The following is a 23206-nucleotide window of genomic DNA, read 5'->3' on the forward strand; positions in this document are numbered from 1 at the left end:
ATTATGGGCTTTTAATTGCATAAAAAACCCTCCAGTGGATGAACAGAGGGTTTTGTTACCAAAATATGCTGAAGCCTCGTACGAATAGAAAACCTCAGCATTTAGTGTTCGGGTTTATTCCCACTCAATAGTAGCTGGCGGCTTACCGCTGATGTCATACACCACGCGGGAAATACCATTCACTTCATTGATAATACGGTTGGAAACGCGCCCTAAGAAATCATACGGCAGGTGCGCCCAGTGTGCGGTCATAAAGTCGATGGTTTCGACAGCACGCAGAGAGACAACCCAGTCATATTTACGACCATCGCCCATTACGCCTACGGAGCGTACTGGCAGGAAGACAGTGAATGCCTGGCTGACTTTGTCGTACAGATCAGCTTTACGCAGTTCTTCAATGAAGATGGCATCCGCACGGCGCAGCAGGTCGCAGTACTCTTTCTTCACTTCACCCAGCACGCGAACGCCAAGGCCAGGCCCCGGGAACGGGTGGCGGTACAGCATGTCGTACGGCAGACCCAGCTCCAGACCAATCTTACGCACTTCGTCTTTGAACAGCTCTTTCAGCGGTTCAACCAGGCCCATCTTCATCTCTTTCGGCAGGCCGCCTACGTTGTGGTGAGATTTGATAACGTGCGCTTTACCCGTCGCAGAAGCGGCGGATTCAATAACGTCAGGGTAGATAGTCCCCTGCGCCAGCCACTTTACATCTTCCAGTTTCAGCGCTTCTTCATCGAATACTTCAACGAAGACGCGACCGATGATTTTACGTTTAGCTTCCGGATCGTTTTCACCCGCCAGCGCAGCCAGGAAACGCTCTTCTGCCGGAACGTGAATGATGTTCAGGCCGAAGCGATCACCAAACATATCCATTACCTGTTCAGCTTCATTCAGACGCAGCAGGCCGTTGTCGACGAATACGCAGGTCAGGTTTTTACCGATAGCACGGTGCAGAAGCATCGCAGTAACAGAAGAGTCCACGCCACCAGAGAGGCCAAGGATCACTTTATCATCGCCCACCTGCTCGCGAATGCGGGCTACGGCGTCATCGATAATTTTTGCTGGTGTCCACAGTGCTTCACACTGGCAGATATCGCGCACAAAACGCTCCAGCATACGCATCCCCTGACGGGTGTGAGTCACTTCCGGGTGGAACTGTACGCCATAGAAACGTTTTTCTTCGTTAGCCATTATGGCAAACGGGCAACTTTCGGTGCTGGCTACGGTAACGAAACCCTCAGGAATTGCAGTTACCTTATCGCCGTGGCTCATCCACACGTCAAGCAGCGGTTTGCCGTCTGCACTTAACGCATCTTCGATACCACGAATGAGCGCGCTATCAGTTTGTACTTCAACCTGTGCATAACCAAACTCACGCTCGTTAGAGGCTTCAACATGACCACCTAACTGCATCGCCATGGTCTGCATACCATAGCAAACGCCGAATACCGGTACGCCTGCTTCAAAGACATACTGCGGCGCTCGCGGGCTGTTTTCTTCGGTGGTGCTTTCCGGGCCGCCGGAAAGAATAATGCCGCTTGGGTTGAAGTCACGAATTTGTGCTTCTGTCACATCCCATGCCCACAGTTCACAGTAAACGCCCAGCTCACGCACGCGGCGCGCAACCAGTTGGGTGTACTGTGAACCGAAGTCCAGAATGAGGATGCGATGCTTATGAATGTTTTCCGTCATTGACGCTTATTCCGAGGCAAGTGAAACAGATAATATAAATCGCCCGACATGAAGTCGGGCGAAGAGAATCAGGAGCCCATACGGTAGTTCGGGGACTCTTTGGTGATGGTCACGTCATGAACGTGGCTTTCCTGAATGCCAGCACCGCTGATACGTACAAACTCCGCTTTAGTACGCAGTTCGTCGATAGTACCACAGCCGGTCAGGCCCATACAGGAGCGCAGACCGCCCATCTGCTGGTGGATGATCTCTTTCAGGCGACCTTTGTAAGCCACACGGCCTTCGATGCCTTCTGGCACCAGTTTGTCAGCGGCGTTGTCGCTCTGGAAGTAACGGTCAGAAGAACCTTTGGACATCGCGCCCAGAGAGCCCATACCACGGTAAGATTTATAAGAACGGCCCTGGTAGAGTTCGATTTCACCCGGAGATTCTTCCGTACCTGCCAGCATGGAGCCTACCATCACCGCGCTTGCGCCAGCAGCGATAGCTTTAGCGATATCGCCGGAGAAGCGAATACCACCGTCAGCGATAACTGGAATACCGGTGCCTTCCAGGGCTTCTACTGCGTCAGCAACGGCGGTGATCTGCGGAACACCTACGCCAGTGACGATACGGGTGGTACAAATAGAACCAGGGCCGATACCAACTTTAACCGCGCTACAACCGGCTTCCGCCAGCGCACGAGCGCCTGCAGCAGTGGCGACGTTACCGCCGATGATTTGCAGATCCGGGTATTTGGCTCGGGTTTCGCGAATACGTTGCAGAACACCTTCAGAGTGACCGTGAGAGGAGTCGATCAGCAGAACGTCAACACCAGCGGCCACCAGCGCATCAACACGCTCTTCGTTACCTGCGCCAGCACCAACCGCCGCACCAACACGCAGACGGCCTTGCTCGTCTTTACAGGCGTTCGGTTTACGCTCCGCTTTCTGGAAATCTTTCACGGTGATCATGCCAATCAGGTGGAATTCATCATCAACCACCAGCGCTTTCTCAACGCGTTTTTCGTGCATTTTGGTCAGCACAACTTCACGGGCTTCGCCTTCACGCACGGTCACCAAACGCTCTTTCGGCGTCATGTAAACGCTAACCGGCTGATTCAGGTCGGTCACAAAACGCACGTCACGACCGGTGATGATACCAACCAGTTCGTTTTCTTCGGTTACTACCGGGTAGCCAGCAAAACCGTTACGCTCGGTCAGTTCTTTCACCTCGCGCAGGGTCGTGGTTGGCAGAACAGTCTGCGGGTCAGTCACCACGCCAGACTCGTGTTTTTTCACGCGGCGAACTTCTTCCGCCTGGCGTTCAATGGACATGTTTTTGTGGATAAAGCCAATACCGCCTTCCTGAGCCAGGGCAATAGCCAGGCGCGCTTCCGTTACGGTATCCATTGCTGCGGAAAGCATAGGGATGTTCAGACGAATAGTTTTCGTCAGTTGAGTGCTGAGGTCAGCGGTATTCGGCAGGACGGTAGAATGAGCAGGAACGAGGAGAACGTCGTCAAACGTCAGAGCTTCTTTAGCGATACGTAGCATGGGCAATATCTCGACCAGAGTGGTTAATAAATATTGCCGCGGCATTATACAGAGCGTAACCGATTGCATCTACCCCTTTTTGCAAAAAATGCTTGCTATCCCCTGCTGGCGGGTTACTATCGACTGAATAACTTGCTGATTTAGAATTTGATCTCGCTCACATGTTACCTTCTCAATCCCCTGCAATTTTTACCGTTAGTCGCCTGAATCAAACGGTTCGTCTGCTGCTTGAGCATGAGATGGGACAGGTATGGATCAGCGGTGAAATATCTAACTTCACGCAACCGGCTTCCGGTCACTGGTATTTTACGCTCAAAGACGATACCGCCCAGGTGCGCTGCGCAATGTTCCGTAACAGCAACCGCCGGGTAGCCTTTCGCCCACAGCACGGGCAACAGGTGCTGGTTCGCGCCAATATTACGCTGTATGAGCCGCGTGGTGACTATCAGATAATCGTTGAAAGTATGCAGCCCGCCGGTGAAGGCTTGTTGCAACAGAAGTATGAACAGCTAAAAGCGAAATTGCAGGCTGAAGGTTTGTTCGATCAACAGTTTAAGAAGCCACTCCCCTCCCCCGCGCACTGTGTAGGTGTCATCACCTCAAAAACCGGTGCCGCGTTGCACGATATTTTGCATGTGCTTAAACGCCGCGATCCGTCTCTACCCGTGATCATCTATCCTACCGCCGTACAGGGTGATGATGCGCCTGGGCAAATTGTTCGCGCCATTGAACTGGCGAATAAGCGCAACGAGTGCGACGTATTGATTGTCGGGCGCGGCGGCGGGTCGCTGGAAGATTTATGGAGTTTTAACGACGAACGCGTAGCGCGGGCGATTTTTGCCAGTCACATTCCGGTTGTCAGCGCCGTTGGACATGAAACTGATGTGACCATTGCCGATTTTGTTGCCGATTTACGAGCACCCACACCATCGGCTGCCGCCGAAGTGGTGAGCCGTAATCAGCAAGAATTACTCCGTCAGGTGCAATCTGCCCGTCAGCGACTGGAGATGGCGATGGATTATTATCTCGCCAATCGCACCCGGCGTTTTACACAGATTCATCATCGATTACAGCAGCAGCACCCACAGCTACGGCTGGCGCGTCAGCAAACCACTCTCGAACGTCTACAAAAGCGGATGAGCTTTGCACTGGAAAATCAGCTAAAACGTGTCGGACAGCAACAGCAGCGATTAACACAGCGACTAACCCAGCAAAATCCGCAGTCACGTATTCATCGCGCGCAAACGCGGATTCAGCAACTGGAATATCGTCTGGCGGAAGTGTTACACGCACAACTTAGCGTAACACGTGAACGTTTTGGTAATGCAGTAACACACCTGGAAGCCGTGAGCCCGCTGTCAACACTGGCGCGTGGATATAGCGTAACCAGCGCCGCCGATGGCACAGTGCTGAAACAGGTTAAGCAGGTCAAAGCGGGCGATACGTTGACCACGCGGTTAGGTGATGGCGTGGTGGTCAGCGAAGTCAGTTCAGTTATGAAAACCCGCAAACCACGTAAAAAAGCGGCTAATCCGTAGGCCGGATAAGATGCGCCAGTATCGCATCCGGCAATATCACCATGCCAACACCAGATATAATCCGGGCATCACTGAATGTACCCTGCCGTATTACTCATACTTCCACACTGTTTTGCTATATCACATTTGCCTGAATCAACTCAGTGTCCCAACGCCCAGGTTTCGTTGGCGACATTTGGTGCCACCACAACAACTGCACCAGAAGGTAATTCTGTTTTCAACAGAGGTCGATGTGTTTTTCAAACCCTTGTGTTGCAGAGTTGGTGATGTAATCGGCACTGCGTTCTTTAAATGAAGTTCCTTTATTATTTTGTGCTTCTTGTCGGGTCGCTTCGCTGCCGAACTCGAGCTATGGGTCGTTATTTTGTTTAATGTTTGTCTCCGGTGCGGCAATGGCTGCACCAGAGATCAGCATCATTACAATACAGCGCCCCCAATGCACCATCCCTGAATAATATATCAATACAAAAAATTAATAATGACAGGCAGTATATTCCACACATAAAGGAAAAATCACTCAAGCAAATATAAATACAATTTTAATTAAAATGGTCTAACCGATCTGTTTATCGACCAGACACTGATAAATCTAATTTTTATAGTGTGAATATAAATTTTAAATAAAACTTAATATTCAGGAAGGACAAACTCAACACGTTTGCGGGAAATAAGCCCGTGACCATTCTGACAGAAGTAATCTACCGCACCGCAGGCTTTGAGTACCTGCAAAGGCTGATGGCAATCAGGGCACAATGCCTGGAGAGAGAAATTTTTGTCACAGGTTTCACAATGAGCGATGTCACCATTACGCTCGAGAGGTTTCTGACAGATTGGGCAGTTGAGTTCCATATAAACTCCTTCGATAAGTTTCCCCCTACTTACGAGAGGGAAACTATAGATAAGTACTTACCTACTATTACTTATTTTTTTTGATGTGCTTCATCAGACGCTTGCGCTTACGCATCTGGGTCGGCGTCAGGGTGTTACGCTTGTTCGCATACGGGTTTTCCCCTTCTTTAAACTGAATACGAATCGGCGTACCCATCACATCCAGAGATTTGCGGAAGTAATTCATCAGATAACGCTTATAGGAATCCGGCAGGTCTTTTACCTGGTTGCCGTGGATTACCACAATCGGCGGGTTGTAACCACCGGCGTGGGCATATTTCAGCTTCACGCGACGACCGCGAACCAGCGGCGGCTGGTGGTCTTCAACAGCCATAGTCATGATACGCGTCAGCATAGACGTGCCTACGCGACGGGTAGAGCTGTCATACGCTTCACGCACTGATTCAAACAGGTTACCAACGCCACTACCATGCAACGCAGAGATAAAGTGCACGCGAGCAAAATCGATAAAGCCCAGACGGAAGTCCAGCGTCTCTTTCACCTGCTCCTTCACTTCCTGGCTCAGGCCATCCCACTTGTTCACCACAATCACAAGTGAGCGCCCACTATTGAGAATAAAGCCCAGCAGGGAGAGATCCTGATCGGAAATACCTTCGCGTGCATCAATCACCAGCATCACAACGTTGGCATCTTCAATTGCCTGCAACGTTTTGATTACCGAGAACTTCTCTACCGCATCGGTAATTTTGCCACGTTTACGTACGCCTGCTGTGTCAATGAGTACATACTCACGTCCATCACGTTCCATTGGAATGTAGATGCTGTCACGCGTAGTCCCGGGCATGTCGTAAACCACCACGCGCTCTTCACCGAGAATACGGTTAGTGAGTGTAGACTTACCCACGTTCGGACGACCCACTATCGCCAGTTTGATCGGCAGACTTTGCGGATCGAAGTCGTCTTCCTCTTCTTCTTCCTCGCCATTCTCTTGCGCTTCAAATTGCGCCCAATATTCCGCGTCTTCATCCACTTCTTCTTGCGGCGCGATATCTTCCATCCACGGCAGCAGAACATGCTCAAGCAGACTCAAAACACCACGACCATGCGAAGCGGCAATCGGGTAGATTTCACCTAAACCAAGTGAATAAAAATCAACGATTGCTTGATCCGGATCCAGTCCGTCGGTTTTATTCGCCACCAGGAAGGTTGGCTTTTCGCGGGAACGCAGATGTTTGGCAATGGCTTCATCCGCTGGCATCAGGCCCGCGCGTGCATCCACCATAAACAGCACCACATCCGCCTCTTCAATCGCCAGCAGCGATTGTTCCGCCATGCGGGTTTCTACACCGTCTTCTGTGCCGTCAATCCCGCCGGTATCAATACAGATAAACTCGCGGCCTTCAATTTCCGCACGACCGTACTTACGGTCACGAGTCAGACCCGGGAAATCCGCAACCAGCGCATCTCGGGTGCGAGTTAGACGGTTAAATAACGTGGATTTTCCTACGTTAGGGCGCCCGACAAGCGCGACCACAGGTACCATGTTTAAAGCCTCATTTTTATAAATCATCAGACAACGCCCGCAATTTTCGCGTCGTTGTTAAAAACAGGAAAACGGCCCCTGTCCAGGAGCCGTTTTCAAAGTGAACGACAGAGACGATTAACGTGTAATGGAATACACGGTCCCGTCTTTTGCCTGGATCAGCAGTTTGCCATCAGCGGCAACCGGGTCAGTCTGGAAACCGGAGCTATCAACTTTTTGCTGGGCAACGAAACGGCCATCTTCAACGTTAATCCAGTGCAGATAACCTTCGCTGTCACCCACCACCAGATTGCCATTATACAGCACCGGGGACGTCAGCAGGCGATGCAGCAGATCGCTTTGAGTCCACAGTGTAACGCCACCGTCGATGGTCAGCGCCATCACCCGGTCATTTTGATCGACCAGATAGATGCGGTTGCCGTCGACGATGAAATCATTCACCGACCCCAACTCGCGTTTCCACATAATCTGACCACTGCGCAAATCAAGCGCCGTCAGGTTACCATTATAGGCCAGCGCGAAAACAACACCGTTCACCACAACCGGCGTAGTATCAACATCGCTCAAACGGTCGATTTCGGTAGAACCGGTCGCCTGGGAGATACGCTGCTGCCAAATCATCTGTCCCTGCTGCATCAACACAGCACTGACGCGACCATTATCACCACCGACCACTGCCGCACCAAATGCAGTTGCTGGCGCAGACTCGCCACGCAGAGAGAGCGAAGGCATATCGAGGTTAACTGTCCATTTAACAGCGCCGTCAGCTTCGTTCAACGCCTGCAACTGACCGTTGCTGGTGTGAATCAAAACCAGACCGTCACTGACTACCGGACGAGAAAGTGCTTCACCCGCTACTTTGGTTTGCCATGCAACAGTACCATCGCTGGTGTTCAGCGCGTAAACCTGCGCTTTTTCGCTGCCAATATAGACATGACCACCCGCGACGGTCACGCCGCCGGAAAGTAACGCAGGCTCTTTAGATAACCAGCCATCTTTCTCGGCCAGACTGACAGACCAGATTTCTTTGCCGTCATCCGCATTCATCGCTTTAACCAAACCAGCGCGATCGGCAGCATAGACAACGTTATCCGCCAATGCCGGATGAAGATTAGAGTAGAAGTTACCAATGCCGCTACCAACGGAAGTGCTCCACGCCGTGGTCGGCGTAAACTGGTTTTCAACGGTCGGTAATGGGGACATCTTCACCACATCTTCTTCACTGTTAAACAGCGAACAGCCGCTTAAAAGGGTAACGGAAAGCATTCCTGGCAGCAGTAATTTACGCAATTGCATCGGGTCCCTCTCAGATGGACAAATTATTAATTTTCATCTGCATCATTTCACTCAGTGCCGGGGTAACATCGCTTTTCACGCCTGTTTCCCACGCACTACGCGCACCTTGCTTATCACCTTTGCTCAGCAATGCTTCACCACGCAGGTCAGCAACAATAGCAGCCCAACTTTCACCTTTAATGGTATCGAGGGTTTTCAGCGCGGCATCAGCCTGCTTGAGCTGCACCTGAACTCGGGCAAGACGCAGATTTATCACGGCTTTGAGATTTTCATCGCTCGTGTCCGCCAACCCTTGTTGTAATTGGGCGGCAGCTTTCTCTAGTTCATTTTTGTCAACAAATTGCTGCGCAAGTTCCAAAGAAGCCAGCGCGCCATAAGTATTTTTATTTTCAGCAGCGAATTTTTCCGCCGCCGGGATGCTGTCCGGTTTGCCTTCGCTCACTGCGGTAACCGCATTTTGATAAGCAAGAGAAGTGGATCGTGAGGACTCAACCTGATGGCTGTTCCAGTAGCGCCAGCCAATCAGTGCGCCAACACCTAAAATCACCCCAACAGCCAGTGCTTTGCCATTTTCAGCAAAAAAGCGTTTAACTGCTTCAACCTGGTCGTTTTCGTTCTCGTAAATTTCCACGCAGTCCTTCTCCTTCCTTAACCCAGTAACGTGCGCAAATGCGCAGCTACGCTATCCTGCGCAACTGCCGTTTGCTCACCAGAGCGCAAATCCTTCACTACTGCCGTGCCGTTGGCCACTTCGGACTCACCCAGCACCACAGCAACACATGCGCCCCATTTATCAGCACGGGCAAACTGTTTCTTAAAGTTGCCGCCGCCGTGGTTGGTCATCAATTTCACGCCAGGTAATTCATCACGCAGACGCTCAGCTAATGCCATAGCCGCAGATTGAGTATCAGCACCTGAGGCCACCAGGTATATATCGACAACAGGATCGGCTTTAAATTCCGGATTAACTGCCTGAACTAACAACACAAGACGTTCGAGGCCCATTGCAAAACCCACTGCCGGTGTTGCGCGTCCGCCCAGTTGTTCCACCAGACCGTCATAACGACCGCCTGCGCACACTGTGCCCTGAGAACCAAGACTGTTAGTCACCCACTCGAAAACGGTACGGTTGTAGTAATCCAGACCACGAACCAGACGCTGATTTACGGTGTAGGCGATACCTGCGCTCTCCAGCAGTTTGCAAAGACCAGCAAAGTGCTCGCGAGACTCTTCGTCCAGATAATCGCCCAACGCCGGAGCATCGTTAAGTAGCGCCTGCACTTCCGGATTCTTGGAGTCCAGCACGCGCAGCGGGTTGGTATACATGCGGCGTTTGCAGTCTTCGTCCAGCTTTTCTTTATGCTGTTCGAGGAAAGCAACCAGCGCATCGCGGTAATTGGCACGCGCTTCCAGCGAACCAATTGAGTTCAGCTCGAGGGTAACGTGTTCAGAGATACCCAGCGCGCGCCACCAGCGGGCGGTGAGCATAATCAGTTCGGCGTCGATATCCGGGCCTTGCAGACCGAAGACTTCGCAGCCCAACTGATGGAACTGACGATAACGCCCTTTTTGCGGACGCTCGTGACGGAACATTGGCCCGATATACCACAGACGCTGTTCCTGATTGTACAGAAGACCATGCTCGATGCCGGCGCGTACACAGCCCGCCGTCCCTTCAGGGCGCAAAGTCAGGCTGTCGCCATTGCGATCCTCAAAGGTGTACATCTCTTTTTCAACCACGTCGGTGACTTCACCAATCGCACGTTTGAATAGCGGGGTCTGCTCTACAATCGGCAAGCGGATTTCACTGTAACCGTAGCTGCCGAGCACGTTTTTCAGTGTGCCTTCAATGCGCTGCCAGATGGCCGTTTCGCCAGGCAGGTAATCGTTCATGCCGCGAATGGCTTGAATGTTTTTTGCCACGTTTATTCTCTTTCTGAATATAAAAATGAACCCTCAACGCTTCCCTCAATATTTCGGGAGCCATGCGGGTTCAATCATACACGGGAAGCGAGACGCTTCCCATCACGTTATTATTTTTCAACCTGCTGAACGTCAATTCGACGCGCTTCGTCCAGTTGGCTGGCTTTTGCACGAATGCGTGCTTCCAACTGGTCGATCATGTCGTTGTTGTCCAGACGGTCTTTGCGCACGCCATCTTCATAGAGGCCGCTTTTCTTGTTGCCGCCCGTGACGCCAAGCGTGGAAACCAACGCCTCGCCAGGACCGTTCACCACACAGCCGATGATAGAAACGTCCATCGGGGTGATGATATCTTCCAGACGCTGCTCCAGCGCGTTGACCGTACCAATAACGTCGAATTCCTGACGAGAACAGGTCGGACAGGCAATGAAGTTGATCCCGCGCGAACGGATCCGCAGCGATTTCAAAATATCAAAACCGACTTTGATCTCTTCAACCGGATCTGCCGCCAGTGATACGCGCAGCGTATCGCCAATGCCTTCCGACAACAGCAGACCTAAACCAATAGCGGATTTCACTGCCCCGCTACGTGCGCCACCGGCTTCGGTAATACCCAGATGCAACGGCTGATCGATCTGTTTTGCCAACAGACGGTAAGACTCCACGGCCAGGAAGACGTCAGACGCTTTCACGCTGACTTTGAACTGATCAAAGTTCAGGCGATCGAGATGATCAACATGACGCATAGCGGATTCCAGCAGCGCATGCGGCGTCGGTTCGCCATATTTTTCTTGCAGATCTTTTTCCAACGATCCGGCGTTAACGCCAATACGAATCGGAATGTTTTTATCGCGCGCGCAGTCAACCACCATGCGAATACGCTCTTCATTGCCGATATTACCAGGGTTAATGCGCAAGCAATCAACGCCATATTCCGCCACTTTCAGCGCAATGCGATAGTCGAAGTGGATGTCGGCCACCAGCGGCACATTAACCTGCTGCTTGATAAGTTTGAACGCTTCTGCAGCGTCCATCGTCGGTACAGAGACGCGAACGATATCGGCACCGACACGTTCCAGCGCCTTGATTTGATTGACCGTCGCTTCGACATCCGTCGTGCGCGTATTAGTCATGGACTGTACGGCGATGGGAGCACCATCGCCAATCGGCACATTCCCAACGTAAATACGTGTTGATTTTCTACGTTGAATTGGAGCCTGGTTATGCATGAAAAATCTCCCGCGTTACCCGTCTGTTACTGCGCCGGTGATTGTTCGGCATTTAGGGTCAGACGCGCAACCTGGTTAGTTCTGATAAAACGACTCAGATCGACAGGTTTCCCTTGATACTGGATCTGCACTGCGGCTGGCGCACCAATTTTCAGTTTATACGGTGCCTGACCGGCTAAATTCAAATTACCGCCTTTACGTTGCATCCCGCTGAACAGTTTTTTACCGGTAGCATCGGTAACTTCCAGCCAGCAATCGGCGGTAAAGTTCATGACCAGTGCATTAGGATCAGCCGCTGGCGTTGTTACAGCAGCCTGATCGGTTGGCAATGGTGCTGCGGCATCTGGCGTCGTTGTTGCAACCGGAGCCGCCGGTGTAGTAGTGGCCGCAGTATCAACATTCGCCTGCGAAGGAGGAACAACCGCGTTCTGCTGTGGATCTACAGCAGGAACTGGCGTCGTCACGGCTGGCGCTTGCGTGTTCGTAACGGTGGTCTCCGCCGCCGATGGCGACGTAGTGGTACTGTTCTGATCAGTAGCCGTATCTAACGGTACACTCTGGCTCTGGTTATTATTCAATTCCGCGGTAGATTGATCAGCCATCGTGGTGATCTCTTCCTGCTGGGCTTTGTGATCCTGCCACCACCAGGCACCACTCAGGCCAATCACTACAAACAGAACCAGCCAGGTAAAGGTCATCAACCAGCCATCGCGTTTTTTACGTCGCTTCCCGAGGGAGAAACTCTGCATCGGCGCAACTTTTGCGGCCCGCAGAGGTGCCTGCTTTTCCAGCCCTGGCAGCAGTTCTTCTTCTGGAATATGGACCAGACGCGCATAAGAGCGGATATACCCGCGCAAGAATGTTGAAGCAAGATCGGCTGGTGCCTTATCTTCTTCAATGTCGCGTACCGTGGAAACCTTCAAACAAAGTCGTTCGGCAACGGCTTGCTGGCTAAGTCCAATTTGTTCACGGGCATTACGCAAGCGAGCGCCGGTGGTAAGTGCTTCATTTTGATCGTGCGTGGCTTCAGTATTCATTCGCTGCAGGTACGTTTAAATGAGAATTGGGATGCCGGTGAACCATCACGCCCACCCACACCGCGAAACATCTGTAAGGTTAACCTTTATCATACAGTATAAGACTGTCTGTGTGCTCGTGACAAAGCCCACGTGAATCAAAGCTAACTTACTGTTGCATCGTTACATACTGCCTTAAAGTCAGCAAAAACGCACCGTTAATATTGATCAGACAATTGCAACTTAATGCGACATTCATAAAACATTACGCCACGGTACATAAAGTAACCGTGGCGTAATGGCTATCAGACCGTTTTAATGTCGATGGTTTCACCCTGCATCCGTTTACGCAGAGTACGTTTAGTACGGTCGATGACATCTCCCGCTAACTGGCCACAAGCGGCGTCGATATCATCACCACGGGTTTTACGCACAATGGTGGTGAAACCGTAGCTCATCAGCACTTTTGAGAAGCGATCGATACGGCTGTTCGAGCTACGACCATACGGCGCACCCGGGAACGGGTTCCACGGAATCAGGTTGATCTTACACGGCGTATCTTTCAGCAGCTCCGCCAGTTGGTGCGCGTGTTCAGTACCGTCATTAACGTGGTCGAGCATCACGTACTCGATAGTAACACGGCCCTGGTTAGCGTTGGATTTCTCCAGATAACGGCGCACCGCGGCAAGGAAAGTTTCGATATTGTACTTTTTATTGATCGGTACAATTTCGTCACGAATTTCATCATTTGGTGCATGCAGAGAGATTGCCAGTGCAACGTCAATCATATCGCCCAGTTTATCCAGCGCCGGAACCACGCCCGAAGTAGAGAGCGTCACGCGGCGTTTAGACAGGCCAAAGCCAAAGTCATCGAGCATGATTTCCATCGCCGGAACCACATTGTTCAGGTTAAGCAGCGGCTCGCCCATGCCCATCATAACAACGTTAGTGATTGGGCGCTGACCGGTGATTTTTGCTGCGCCGACGATTTTCGCCGCCCGCCACACCTGGCCGATAATTTCCGACACCCGCAGGTTACGGTTAAAGCCCTGCTGGGCGGTGGAACAGAATTTACACTCCAGCGCACACCCTACCTGCGAAGAGACACAAAGTGTGGCTCGGTCATCTTCCGGGATATACACCGTTTCGACGCGCTGATCGCCCACGGCAATCGCCCATTTAATGGTGCCGTCAGATGAGCGCTGTTCTTCAACCACTTCCGGTGCGCGGATTTCCGCCACCTCTTTCAGCTTGCCGCGCAACACTTTGTTGATGTCGGTCATCTCATCAAAGTTGTCGCAGCAATAATGATACATCCACTTCATCACCTGATCGGCGCGGAAGGGTTTTTCACCTAACTCTTTAAAAAACTCCCGCATCTGCTGACGGTTGAGATCCAGCAGGTTGATTTTCCCATCTTTCGTGGTGACGTTTTCAGGTGTGACTAATTGTTCAGACATATGCTATTCCGGCCTCGTTATTACACGTTATGGCCCCTGGAGGGTTGAAAAAAGAAACGCCCCGGTGAGCGGCTGCTCGTCCGGGGGCGCTGCATTGTACAAATTCTGGCGCACGGATGCCACGTTTGCACGCGGCATTTACGAAATTATTAACGCGTGCGCGGACACACTTCGCCTTCACCGAAGAAATAAGCGATTTCGCGAGCGGCAGATTCTACGGAATCAGAACCGTGGGTGCCGTTTTCAGTCAGGCTGTCAGCGTAATCAGCACGCAGAGTACCCGCCAGCGCATTTGCCGGGTTGGTTGCGCCGAGCAGATCGCGGTGACGCTGAACCGCATTTTCGCCTTCCAGCACAGAAACCACGATCGGGCCAGAGGTCATGAACTCAACCAGACCATCAAAGAACGGTTTTCCATCGTGTTCAGCATAAAAACCACGAGCCTGTTCAACGGTCAGGTGCAGCATTTTAGTGCCGACAATTTTGAACCCTGCAGCTTCGAAGCGCGCAAAGATACTACCAATGACGTTTTTTGCTACCGCGTTCGGTTTGATGATGGAAAAAGTACGTTCAATAGCCATTTTTACCTCTGTAAATTGTTCTGTTGTTGTCTGTACCAGCGTACGAGATGGCGCGGATTATAATGAGCAACAAGGCCGTTGACTATTGATGAAGGTAACATTTTTTTAAAATAAACCGAGCTTAAGCAACAAACCGTCGTGAAACAGACTACTGCATGGAAAATCTCACCGTCGCTACTTGCCCCATTTCATCCATCACCAGTAATTGATAATCGCCTTTTTCACTCAAACGCAGCGTAACGTTACGCCCACGTTCAGTTAACGGCTCACCATTAAGAAACCACCAGCGTTCACCTGCGCCACCACTGGTTTGCACAGGCAAAGAAGCATCAGCAGCGCCAGGTAATCGCTTAATAATGGTGCCATCACGTACTCCTGTTAGTTGCAACGGGAGTTGGGCATCGCGACCGTATGGCGGGCACATTGTCGATGCCGGAGGCAAACGCACAGCCCGGCGTTCCGGAGCAGGCAGCCAGGGTTCCAGCGGTAGCGGCCAGACATTTATCATTTCTTGTCGCGCCTGTGGACAATCGGCGGCGACTCGTTTGCCATTTTCATCCAGCCAGATAGGGAAACGTATGCCATTAATCCCTTCCTGCTCCGGCAGTAACAGAGTTGGCGGCTGGCTTCCATCCAGTAACCAGGTTGCCAGGCGACGCCGACAGTTACTGTCACCTTCCGGCAAAGACTGCCCGCCCGGCCAGCAGATAACACCACGGCTTACAGAGTTCGGACGTGGGTCTTCTGGCAGATTTGCACTGCGCGACAGTAAGATATTATTGACCTGATTCAACAACGGTACGGCGCTGGCAAAGCCAAACTGACCAACAACAGGCGTACCGTCCGGCCTGCCGGTCCAGATACCGATGATATAGCGAGCATTTATACCTATCGCCCATGCATCTCGATAGCCATAACTGGTGCCAGTTTTCCATGCCAGTGGTACGACGCGCGGCAAAGCGCCATCCGGCAAGGGTTGCGCTTCATCAGCCATGATCCGGCGGATGATCCACGCAGCCCCCGGCGACATTAAGGGGCGTTCAAGCAGGGGGGCGTCAGGCTGTAAGCGCAATTTACCTGCCTTACCGCGGCGAGCAAAAGCGGTATACGCTGCTGCCATATCTTCCAGTTTTGCACCTGCGCCACCGAGAATGAGCGACAGATTCGGCGCAGCACCGTTGGGCAGAAACAGCGGTAACCCGATGTTACGCAGCTTTGCCGCAAACCGTTTCGGACCATAGGCTTCCAGCACCTGCACGGCGGGTAAGTTCAGCGAGCGCACCAGCGCCTCGCTCATGCTGATCGGGCCATGAAATCCGCTATCAAAGTTACCTGGTCGATAATCGCCGGTGCGTCGGGGGACGTCCTGCAACAACGATGCCGGATGGATCAATCCCTCATCCAGCGCCAGACCATAGACAAACGGTTTAAGCACCGATCCCGGCGATCGGATCGCATTAACCATATCGACATGACCAAAGCGTGAATCATCATTGAGATCAACCGATCCTACCCAGCCGCGAACACGCATATCAGTATGATCAACCACGATCATCGCCAGTGAACTGCGCGGCGGCAATCGTCCTTTCCAGTTTAGCGCCAGTTCTTCCAGACGCCGCTGAAGGCCTGCATCCAGTGTAGTAACGATTTTGTCGCTTTTACTTTTACCGAGCATCATCCGCGAAAACAGCGGTGCCAGTTTTGGCATCTGTCTGGGTGCCAGCCAGACAGGTTCTTCGATTGACTCTTTTACCTGCTCACGGGACCATACACCTTGCACTGCCATCCGTTTGAGCACTTTATTACGCGCAGCCTCGGCACGCTCCGGCCAGCGATCCGGGCGCAGCCGACTGGGTGCTTGCGGTAATACCGCCAGCATTGCTGCCTCGGAATAGCTTAAATTTGCAGGCGATTTCCCAAGATAAGCCCAGCTTGCTGCCCCAACTCCCTGCAACGTACCGCCAAACGGGGCGCGATTAAGATACAAAGTCAGAATTTCACGTTTAGACAGATGCCACTCCAGTTGAAACGCGCGCCAGAGCTGACGAATTTTGCCGCCAAATGTTTTGGGGTGAGGATCAAGCAGACGCGCCACTTGCATGGTGAGCGTGCTACCGCCAGAGATAACCCGACCAGAAGTCAGATCCTGCCAGGCTGCGCGCGCCACCGAGAACGGGTTTACGCCCGGATGCTTCCAGAACCAGCGATCTTCGTAATTAATCAGTGCTTCAATATAACGTGGAGAAACATCTTCGATTGCTACCGGATAACGCCAGATACCATCTGCATCAGCAAAGCGCCACAGTGGCGTACCGTCCTGCGCCACAACCACGCGTGCGGGATTGACTTCATGTAGCGGCAGAGGCCAGAGTTTATCTGCTCCCCACGCCGCCAGAATGATGATAAAAGGCGCGGCTGCCAGCGTTATCCAGCAGCCGCGTTTTGTTAACAGACGAGGCATTTACGGTCTGACAATCAGCAAATCTTCAGTCGCACCCGTCGCCCGCCATTGGGGAACATACATCGATTCCACCATCGGCTGCGGCATCTGATACGTTCCCGGCGTTACCGCCCGCGCCAGATATACCAGCGTTACCGGTTGATATTCATCAACGGCAACCGCGGCCACAAAGCGATCGTCACGGAACTCAATGTGCTTAATGCTCGCTTGCTGCATTTGATTGAGCAAGTTTTGCACTTCGCCACCACTTTGTTCCAGACTGGCGCTGCCGTTCGCCAGGTTCTGGTTTTCCAGTTCCAGACCCGCTGGCAACAAATCAACCACCAGCGCATCCGGCACGCTGTTACTGGCTTTTACCTGCAACCAGACCAGCACCAGATCGCCACTACGCAACGAGTCCAGAGACTTGCTCTTACCATCAGTACCTAATATATGGCGCTCAATTTGCAGAACATTATTCGCTGGAAGCGGTGCAGACTGCGGATAACCGCTGGCATCCACACGCAGCCATAGCGGTTGGTCGCCACTGTTGGTTACCTGCAAAGTTGCAAGTTGATCGCTATTCAGATTGCTGTTTTGCGCTTTCTCGCCTGTCAGCGGTGCGGCAGAGAAAGACGTTTGCGCCTGCCATTTGCCCGGTAAATCCTGAATCGCACGGGCAGCCAGGAACAACGCGTTACTTTCCTGAGTTGATAGCCAACGTTCACCAAACGCCTGCTGCGAAAGCGTGTTCAATAAGGTGTTCTGATCATCTGGCAACAGTTTGTTCTCTTCCAGCAAGGAGAGCATCAACGCGTTGTCGCGCAGTGGGCTACCGTAATCGCCCAGCCATTTCCGCTCATCATTGCGCGGCGTTTTCAGCGCCAGTGCAATCGCTTCTTCACCACGCGTCGCATCGCCCATCGTTTTCAGCGCAACGCCAAGTTGCAACAGTGGCAAACCCGAAGCAGCATCTGCACGACGCTCCCAGATTTCACGCAGTGCACCCAGCGGTGCTTTTTGCTGCCGTGCCAGTACCAGCGCAGCATAAGACTGTATGGCAAACTTGCTGGCTTTGAGGTTATCCGCATACGGAATCGACATCATGCCCGGATCTTGTAAATAGCGCAGCAGACGCTCATTTCCCCGGTTAATGACTTCTGTCGGCACGCTGTAACCCTGCTCACCTGCGCGAACCAGAAAATCCATCACGTAAGCAGTCAGCCAGTACTCTTCGTCACCGTTTTTATCCCACAGCGCAAAGCCGCCGTTATCACGTTGCATTTGCAGCAAACGCGAAATGCCAATATCGACTGCCGCACGGCGTTTATCATCACTGTCGCCTTTGATACCCAATGCCTGTAGCTGGGCGGCGTTGGTATAAAGTGACGGGAACAGGCCGCTGGTGGTTTGCTCCAGACATCCGTAAGGATACGCTTTTAACTCTTTAATATAACGAGCAATGTTCAGCGGTGGTTTGCCGCTCAACAACAACTGTCCTTCCAGCGTAACAGGCGAGAAGTTTTGCAATCCATCAGTTGGCATCGCCCATGTTTCACCAGGCTGCAACGCCGTACCATAATTGACCGTTTGTGCCGGGAATGCCGGACGGACGCCAATTTTCCACTGCTTATGCTGATCGGCAACGGTTTCACCCGGTAACACTAACCCGCTAATGGTGGCCCGAATTTCGCCATCGCCATAGCCCGCCAGTGCGCGTACCGGGATAAACAGCGTAGTTCGCACGCCTGGCGCTAATTCAACGCCTGCGGGCGAGTTACTCACCAGTTCAAGTAAACCGCTGGCGGTCAGAGCAACGTTCAGTTTTTGCGGTTTATCGGTAAGATTAGTGATATCCAGCGTCAGACGCGAGGTATCGCCGCTGGCCATAAAGCGTGGCATATTCAGTTCCGCTATCACCGGTGCGGCAACAACCACTTTACTTTCGCTGCTGCCGAAGTCATCCGCTGTCCAGGCCTGCGCCATGACTCGTAGCTCACCATTAAAATCGCCAATGGGTAGCGTAACCGTACCTTCCCCCTGTTCGTTGAGCGTTACCGGCTGTGCCTGTTGCGCAACAATATTGACGTGGTTCACGGGCGGTTTACCCCCGCGTTTCAGCTCATCGCCATCGCCACCAAAGCGCAGCGCTGCCAGACGTCCCTGACCTTCAATAACCTGACCGTAAATATCGTAAATATCAGCACCATAACGTTTCTGACCAAAGAATGCCTGCCACGGATCTGGTGTAACGTAATCAGTGATATTCAGCACACCACTATCAACGGCCGACACCAGCACATTCACCTGTTTTGGCATCTCACCATTTTTATTGCTGGCTTTGATTTTCACGGTTAATGGCTGATTGGGGCGCATTTTTGTTGGTGTTTCCAACGCCAGATCGAGGCGACGGTTTTCATCGCCAAGCGGCAAATGCAACACGCCAACCGCACGTTTTGGCGTCGCGGAACGAGATTTATCTCCCGGACGAACCACCAGCGTACTTAAATAGAGGTCATGTCGATTCCAGGTTTTATCGACCGGAATCATCAAATCCAGCCCTTGTGCCGGGACATCAATCTCTTGCCACCACAGCGGCCCTTCACTGGACTCGACCATCGCGTAGCCTTTACCCGCCGTTGGCGCAGCAATATGCAACTTGATCGTATCGCCAGGTCGATAACTGGCTTTATCCAGTTTCATCGTGACACGGTCTGGTCGCACCGCACCGCTACCGTCGCTATTATCCTGCCAGCTATATCCGGCCCAAAAACGCACGCTACTGACCGCTTCATTCGGCGCTTTAACTTCCAGACGATAAGCGCCCCACTCTACCGGGAAACTCACTTTGCCGGTTTCACCCGCTTGCAGATCCAGTGTTTGCTCATTTTCGATCAGATCTTTTTGATCAAACTGCGACCGCCAGCCTTCATCTTCCGACCAGTTCCAGTAGTAATCACGACGTTCACGAATCAGTCTCACCTGCAAGCCCGACACGGCTTTTTTCACGCCCTGTGCATCGCTATAAACGATATCAAAAGCAGCGTTACTGTCTTCATCAACAATGGGCTGTTTTACCGTGCTGTCAGTGCGGTAATCGTAAACCGATTTTGACGAGAACTGCGGGCGGATCCCTGGCAACGCATCCGCAGGCCAGATAGCCTGTTCAACACGGCGCGTCACCGGGCGGCCGCCGGATTCCAGTAAACTCCCCGGGAAAATAACCTGCAATGGAGAATGTGTTTCTTTCCACTGACTTTCTGTAGAAACTTCGCCGCGCCCTTTATCATCCAGCGTCAACTGGACTTCATCCAATGATCGGGAAAGGTTTTCGGCAGCAATATCACCAAATTCGAAACCGGGTAATGCAGCAACCGCTTCACGCAGTGGCCGCAGGAAAAGCTGCCCCTGCAAGGTATTACCGTTAGCAGGCGCTCCGTACAGGTAGTAACCCACCACAGAGAATTTCACCTCATCTTTCGGCGTTAACGGCGTTTTCTCGCCACTCAGATTCAGCGCCATACGCTCAGGCATGAAATCTTCGACGTGGAAATCCCACATTCGATACTGGTTATCGCCCGTGTTAGCGCGGATATGCCACATGCCTGTTGGCGCACTGCTATCGAGTGGCCAGGTAAAGTGATAGAGGCCATTTTGCGGCTGACTAACGACGCTCCTAAGAACCTGCCCGTCGGGTTTAATCACGTCCAGTTTGACAGGTTGATCCGGTAACATTTTACCGTCCGCATCCCGCAATAACCCATTGAGAATTACCGTTTCGCCAGGGCGATAAAGATCGCGCGGGCCAAACATAAAGAACTGCTTGCTGTAGCCTGGCGCGCCTGCAATGTTAAATTCCGCTAAGTCCAGCGCCGGAAGTTTTAAATCAAGCAACGTTGTCTGACCGTCTTTACGCGCCAGCAGCAGTGCCGCGTTTTTGTCATTTTCCAGTTGCACATGGCCCTGTGCATCACTGGTCGCCTGAGCCAGAGTCTGCCCTTCCTCATTTAATAACGAGACTTCAATTCCTTGCTGAGCCGCGCCGTTTTCCAGGCTTTGGGTAAAGATATCCAGACGATTGTGATAACGGTGGGCCGATACGCCAATATCACTTAACGTAAACAACGTAGCCGGATTACTGTAATCGTAACGTCCTGCCTGATTCATCACCGCCAGATACACGCCCGCCTGTTGAAGCGGCTTGATATCGCCCAGCGGCAGCAATAATTTTTCACGGGTGTTACGCGCAGGATTGAGATCAAAACGCCCGGTGTAGACCAAATCAGCCATCTGCAATAGTTTGTCCGATTGCCAGTTCGCCAGCGAATTGCGGTATTCCCACTGGCTAATGAAAGCAGGCAGAGATTCAGGCTTCACACGGAAGAAGTTAACATCGACATTATTAACGTTGAGCGCCATTACCGGCAGCCCTTCAACGACTTTCCCGGGCAGCAGCGAACCACGGCTGGCAAAACCGACGCTGGGTTGGATATCGCGGGTAGAAATCGTTTTTTCGTAATCTTTACTGAAGGTTGCGTTATTGAGAGCTTTGACCTCCTTGCCAATAGTGACGATCAAATCACGTTTAGGTTCAAGGTGGCGCAAGCGTAGCTCTTTGAGATTATCTGATAGCTCCCAGGCACCATCCACTTTGCCGCTCTTTTTATCGACGACATGGATAACACGCGAGAAATCCTGATCCGGGTCGAGGGGGATGGAGAAAGTCAGCACCAGCGTGGCTGCGCCATCGAGTTGTACTTCAGAGAGATCCAGCAATGTCAGTGCTTTACCGGCACTCTGTTGTGCCAGTTTTTGTCGCTCTACCGCGGAGGTTTTTGCAGAATTCGTATTTCCCGACGATGTGTCTTTAGCAACTTCTGAGGACGCGTCTTTTTTCACCTCTATTGGCGCGTTATCGTTGTTGTCGCACCCTGCCAGCGCCAGCATTAACATGCAGGCGGCTATGCGTAACTTTTTCATCTCTCATCCCTGCCACAATGGCCCGTTAGCAACATCGAATAATTATTATGCGTGAGAAATGACGTTATGTAATTCACTATCACGCCTACAGAATCCGAATTTTAGTGAGAAATGTGGCTCAGACAGCCAAATCAGTCTCTTTTGCTTGTCGCTTTTCGGCAAACATCCGACAATTTAGCTTAACCCCGGCAAAAATGGAGATGCCTATGTCCACGACATGGTTTGTAGGAGCCGACTGGCTCGCTGAACATATAGATGATCCGGAAATTCAGATTATTGATGCCCGTATGGCACCGCCCGGACAGGAAGATCGTGACATTGCCCAGGAATATCTCAATGGACATATCCCCGGCGCAGTATTTTTCGATATCGAAGCACTTTCCGATCACACTTCCCCGCTTCCGCACATGCTGCCACGCCCGGAAACATTCGCAGTGGCAATGCGTGAACTGGGCGTTAATCAGGACAAACATCTGATTGTCTATGATGAAGGTAACCTTTTCTCTGCACCGCGCGCATGGTGGATGCTGCGCACTTTTGGCGTGGAGAAAGTGTCGATTCTGGGCGGTGGACTGGCGGGCTGGCAGCGCGATGGTCTTCTGTTAGAAGAGGGCGCGGTGGTATTGCCGGAAGGGGAGTTTAACACCGCGTTTAACCTGGAAGCCGTGGTGAAAGTGACCGATGTGTTATTGGCAAGCCATGAAAAAACGGCGCAAATTATTGATGCCCGACCGGCAGCGCGTTTTAATGCTGAAGTTGATGAACCTCGCCCAGGTTTACGTCGTGGGCATATTCCCGGCGCGCTGAATGTTCCGTGGACGGAGTTGGTGCGCGAAGGCGAACTGAAGACGACCGATGAACTGGATACAATATTTTTTGGACGCGGCGTCAGCTATGACAAACCGATTATTGTCAGTTGCGGTTCTGGCGTAACGGCAGCCGTCGTGTTGCTGGCACTCGCTACGCTGGATGTACCAAACATAAAACTGTACGACGGTGCATGGAGTGAATGGGGGGCACGGGCAGATTTGCCGGTTGAGCCAGTGATATAAGCTTTTTATTGCTGGTCTGGTTCGCGGCCTTTCCAGCAGATTGACTTGTGTTGCATAAGCAACGCAGGTGCT

The 23206-nt window shown here is 52.1% G+C and carries 15 protein-coding genes and 1 pseudogene; 2 read left to right on the forward strand and 14 right to left on the reverse strand.

All coding sequences use genetic code 11. The features are described 5' to 3' along the window. Positions 1 to 114: 114 nt before the first annotated feature. Positions 115 to 1692 (reverse strand): glutamine-hydrolyzing GMP synthase, encoded by a 1578-nt coding sequence (gene guaA / locus A1SC_RS12725; RefSeq protein WP_000138266.1) that lies wholly within the window; start codon positions 1690 to 1692, stop codon positions 115 to 117. A gap of 68 nt (positions 1693 to 1760) precedes the next feature. Beyond that, positions 1761 to 3227, reverse strand: coding sequence for an IMP dehydrogenase (guaB, locus tag A1SC_RS12720; RefSeq protein ID WP_001516870.1), 1467 nt, complete (start codon positions 3225 to 3227; stop codon positions 1761 to 1763). A gap of 161 nt (positions 3228 to 3388) precedes the next feature. On the opposite strand from guaB, the gene xseA reads away from it, so the two are divergent. Continuing rightward, complete coding sequence (gene xseA, locus A1SC_RS12715) at positions 3389 to 4765, forward strand: exodeoxyribonuclease VII large subunit (RefSeq protein ID WP_016249069.1); 1377 nt, start codon at positions 3389 to 3391, stop codon at positions 4763 to 4765. Between the two features lie 238 nt (positions 4766 to 5003). Here the strand turns inward: xseA and A1SC_RS26015 are convergent. The 12 genes and pseudogenes from A1SC_RS26015 to yfhM all read right to left on the reverse strand — a co-directional run. After that, positions 5004 to 5210: pseudogene (locus A1SC_RS26015) on the reverse strand (hypothetical protein); the annotation flags it as partial. A 182-nt stretch (positions 5211 to 5392) separates the two neighbouring features. Continuing rightward, positions 5393 to 5614 carry a zinc ribbon domain-containing protein gene (locus tag A1SC_RS12710; protein ID WP_000422354.1) on the reverse strand — a complete coding sequence of 74 codons (222 nt, stop codon included), beginning with the start codon at positions 5612 to 5614 and terminating at the stop codon, positions 5393 to 5395. A 67-nt stretch (positions 5615 to 5681) separates the two neighbouring features. After that, positions 5682 to 7157 carry a ribosome biogenesis GTPase Der gene (gene der / locus A1SC_RS12705; RefSeq protein WP_001516872.1) on the reverse strand — a complete coding sequence of 492 codons (1476 nt, stop codon included), beginning with the start codon at positions 7155 to 7157 and terminating at the stop codon, positions 5682 to 5684. A gap of 117 nt (positions 7158 to 7274) precedes the next feature. After that, the gene (gene bamB, locus A1SC_RS12700) at positions 7275 to 8453 is read right to left on the reverse strand and encodes an outer membrane protein assembly factor BamB (protein ID WP_001177078.1); all 1179 of its coding nucleotides are present in this window, start codon (positions 8451 to 8453) and stop codon (positions 7275 to 7277) included. Between the two features lie 10 nt (positions 8454 to 8463). Next, positions 8464 to 9084 (reverse strand): ancillary SecYEG translocon subunit YfgM, encoded by a 621-nt coding sequence (gene yfgM / locus A1SC_RS12695; protein WP_016262254.1) that lies wholly within the window; start codon positions 9082 to 9084, stop codon positions 8464 to 8466. Positions 9085 to 9101: 17 nt separating this feature from the next. Next, the gene (gene hisS / locus A1SC_RS12690) at positions 9102 to 10376 is read right to left on the reverse strand and encodes a histidine--tRNA ligase (protein ID WP_001107164.1); all 1275 of its coding nucleotides are present in this window, start codon (positions 10374 to 10376) and stop codon (positions 9102 to 9104) included. A 110-nt stretch (positions 10377 to 10486) separates the two neighbouring features. Continuing rightward, positions 10487 to 11605 (reverse strand): flavodoxin-dependent (E)-4-hydroxy-3-methylbut-2-enyl-diphosphate synthase, encoded by a 1119-nt coding sequence (gene ispG, locus A1SC_RS12685; protein WP_016262255.1) that lies wholly within the window; start codon positions 11603 to 11605, stop codon positions 10487 to 10489. A gap of 26 nt (positions 11606 to 11631) precedes the next feature. Then, a complete protein-coding gene (gene rodZ, locus A1SC_RS12680; RefSeq protein WP_001090818.1) occupies positions 11632 to 12642 on the reverse strand; it encodes a cytoskeleton protein RodZ in 1011 nt (336 codons plus the stop codon). 284 nt (positions 12643 to 12926) lie between these two features. Further along, the gene (locus A1SC_RS12675; RefSeq protein WP_000003330.1) at positions 12927 to 14081 is read right to left on the reverse strand and encodes a dual-specificity RNA methyltransferase RlmN; all 1155 of its coding nucleotides are present in this window, start codon (positions 14079 to 14081) and stop codon (positions 12927 to 12929) included. A gap of 149 nt (positions 14082 to 14230) precedes the next feature. Then, a complete protein-coding gene (ndk, locus tag A1SC_RS12670) occupies positions 14231 to 14662 on the reverse strand; it encodes a nucleoside-diphosphate kinase (RefSeq protein ID WP_000963841.1) in 432 nt (143 codons plus the stop codon). Positions 14663 to 14810: 148 nt separating this feature from the next. Then, on the reverse strand, positions 14811 to 17123 hold the full coding sequence (gene pbpC / locus A1SC_RS12665) for a peptidoglycan glycosyltransferase PbpC (RefSeq protein WP_016262256.1): 2313 nt from the start codon (positions 17121 to 17123) through the stop codon (positions 14811 to 14813). After that, on the reverse strand, positions 17124 to 22082 hold the full coding sequence (yfhM, locus tag A1SC_RS12660) for an alpha2-macroglobulin (protein ID WP_016262257.1): 4959 nt from the start codon (positions 22080 to 22082) through the stop codon (positions 17124 to 17126). It abuts the gene before it with no gap. Positions 22083 to 22288: 206 nt separating this feature from the next. Between yfhM and sseA the strand changes: the two genes are divergently transcribed. Beyond that, entirely contained in the window at positions 22289 to 23134 is an 846-nt protein-coding gene (sseA, locus tag A1SC_RS12655; RefSeq protein ID WP_000108593.1) for a 3-mercaptopyruvate sulfurtransferase, read from the forward strand. Positions 23135 to 23206 lie beyond the last annotated feature (72 nt).

The sequence above is a fragment of the Escherichia sp. KTE52 genome, assembly GCF_000408325.1.
Lineage (GTDB): Bacteria > Pseudomonadota > Gammaproteobacteria > Enterobacterales > Enterobacteriaceae > Escherichia > Escherichia marmotae.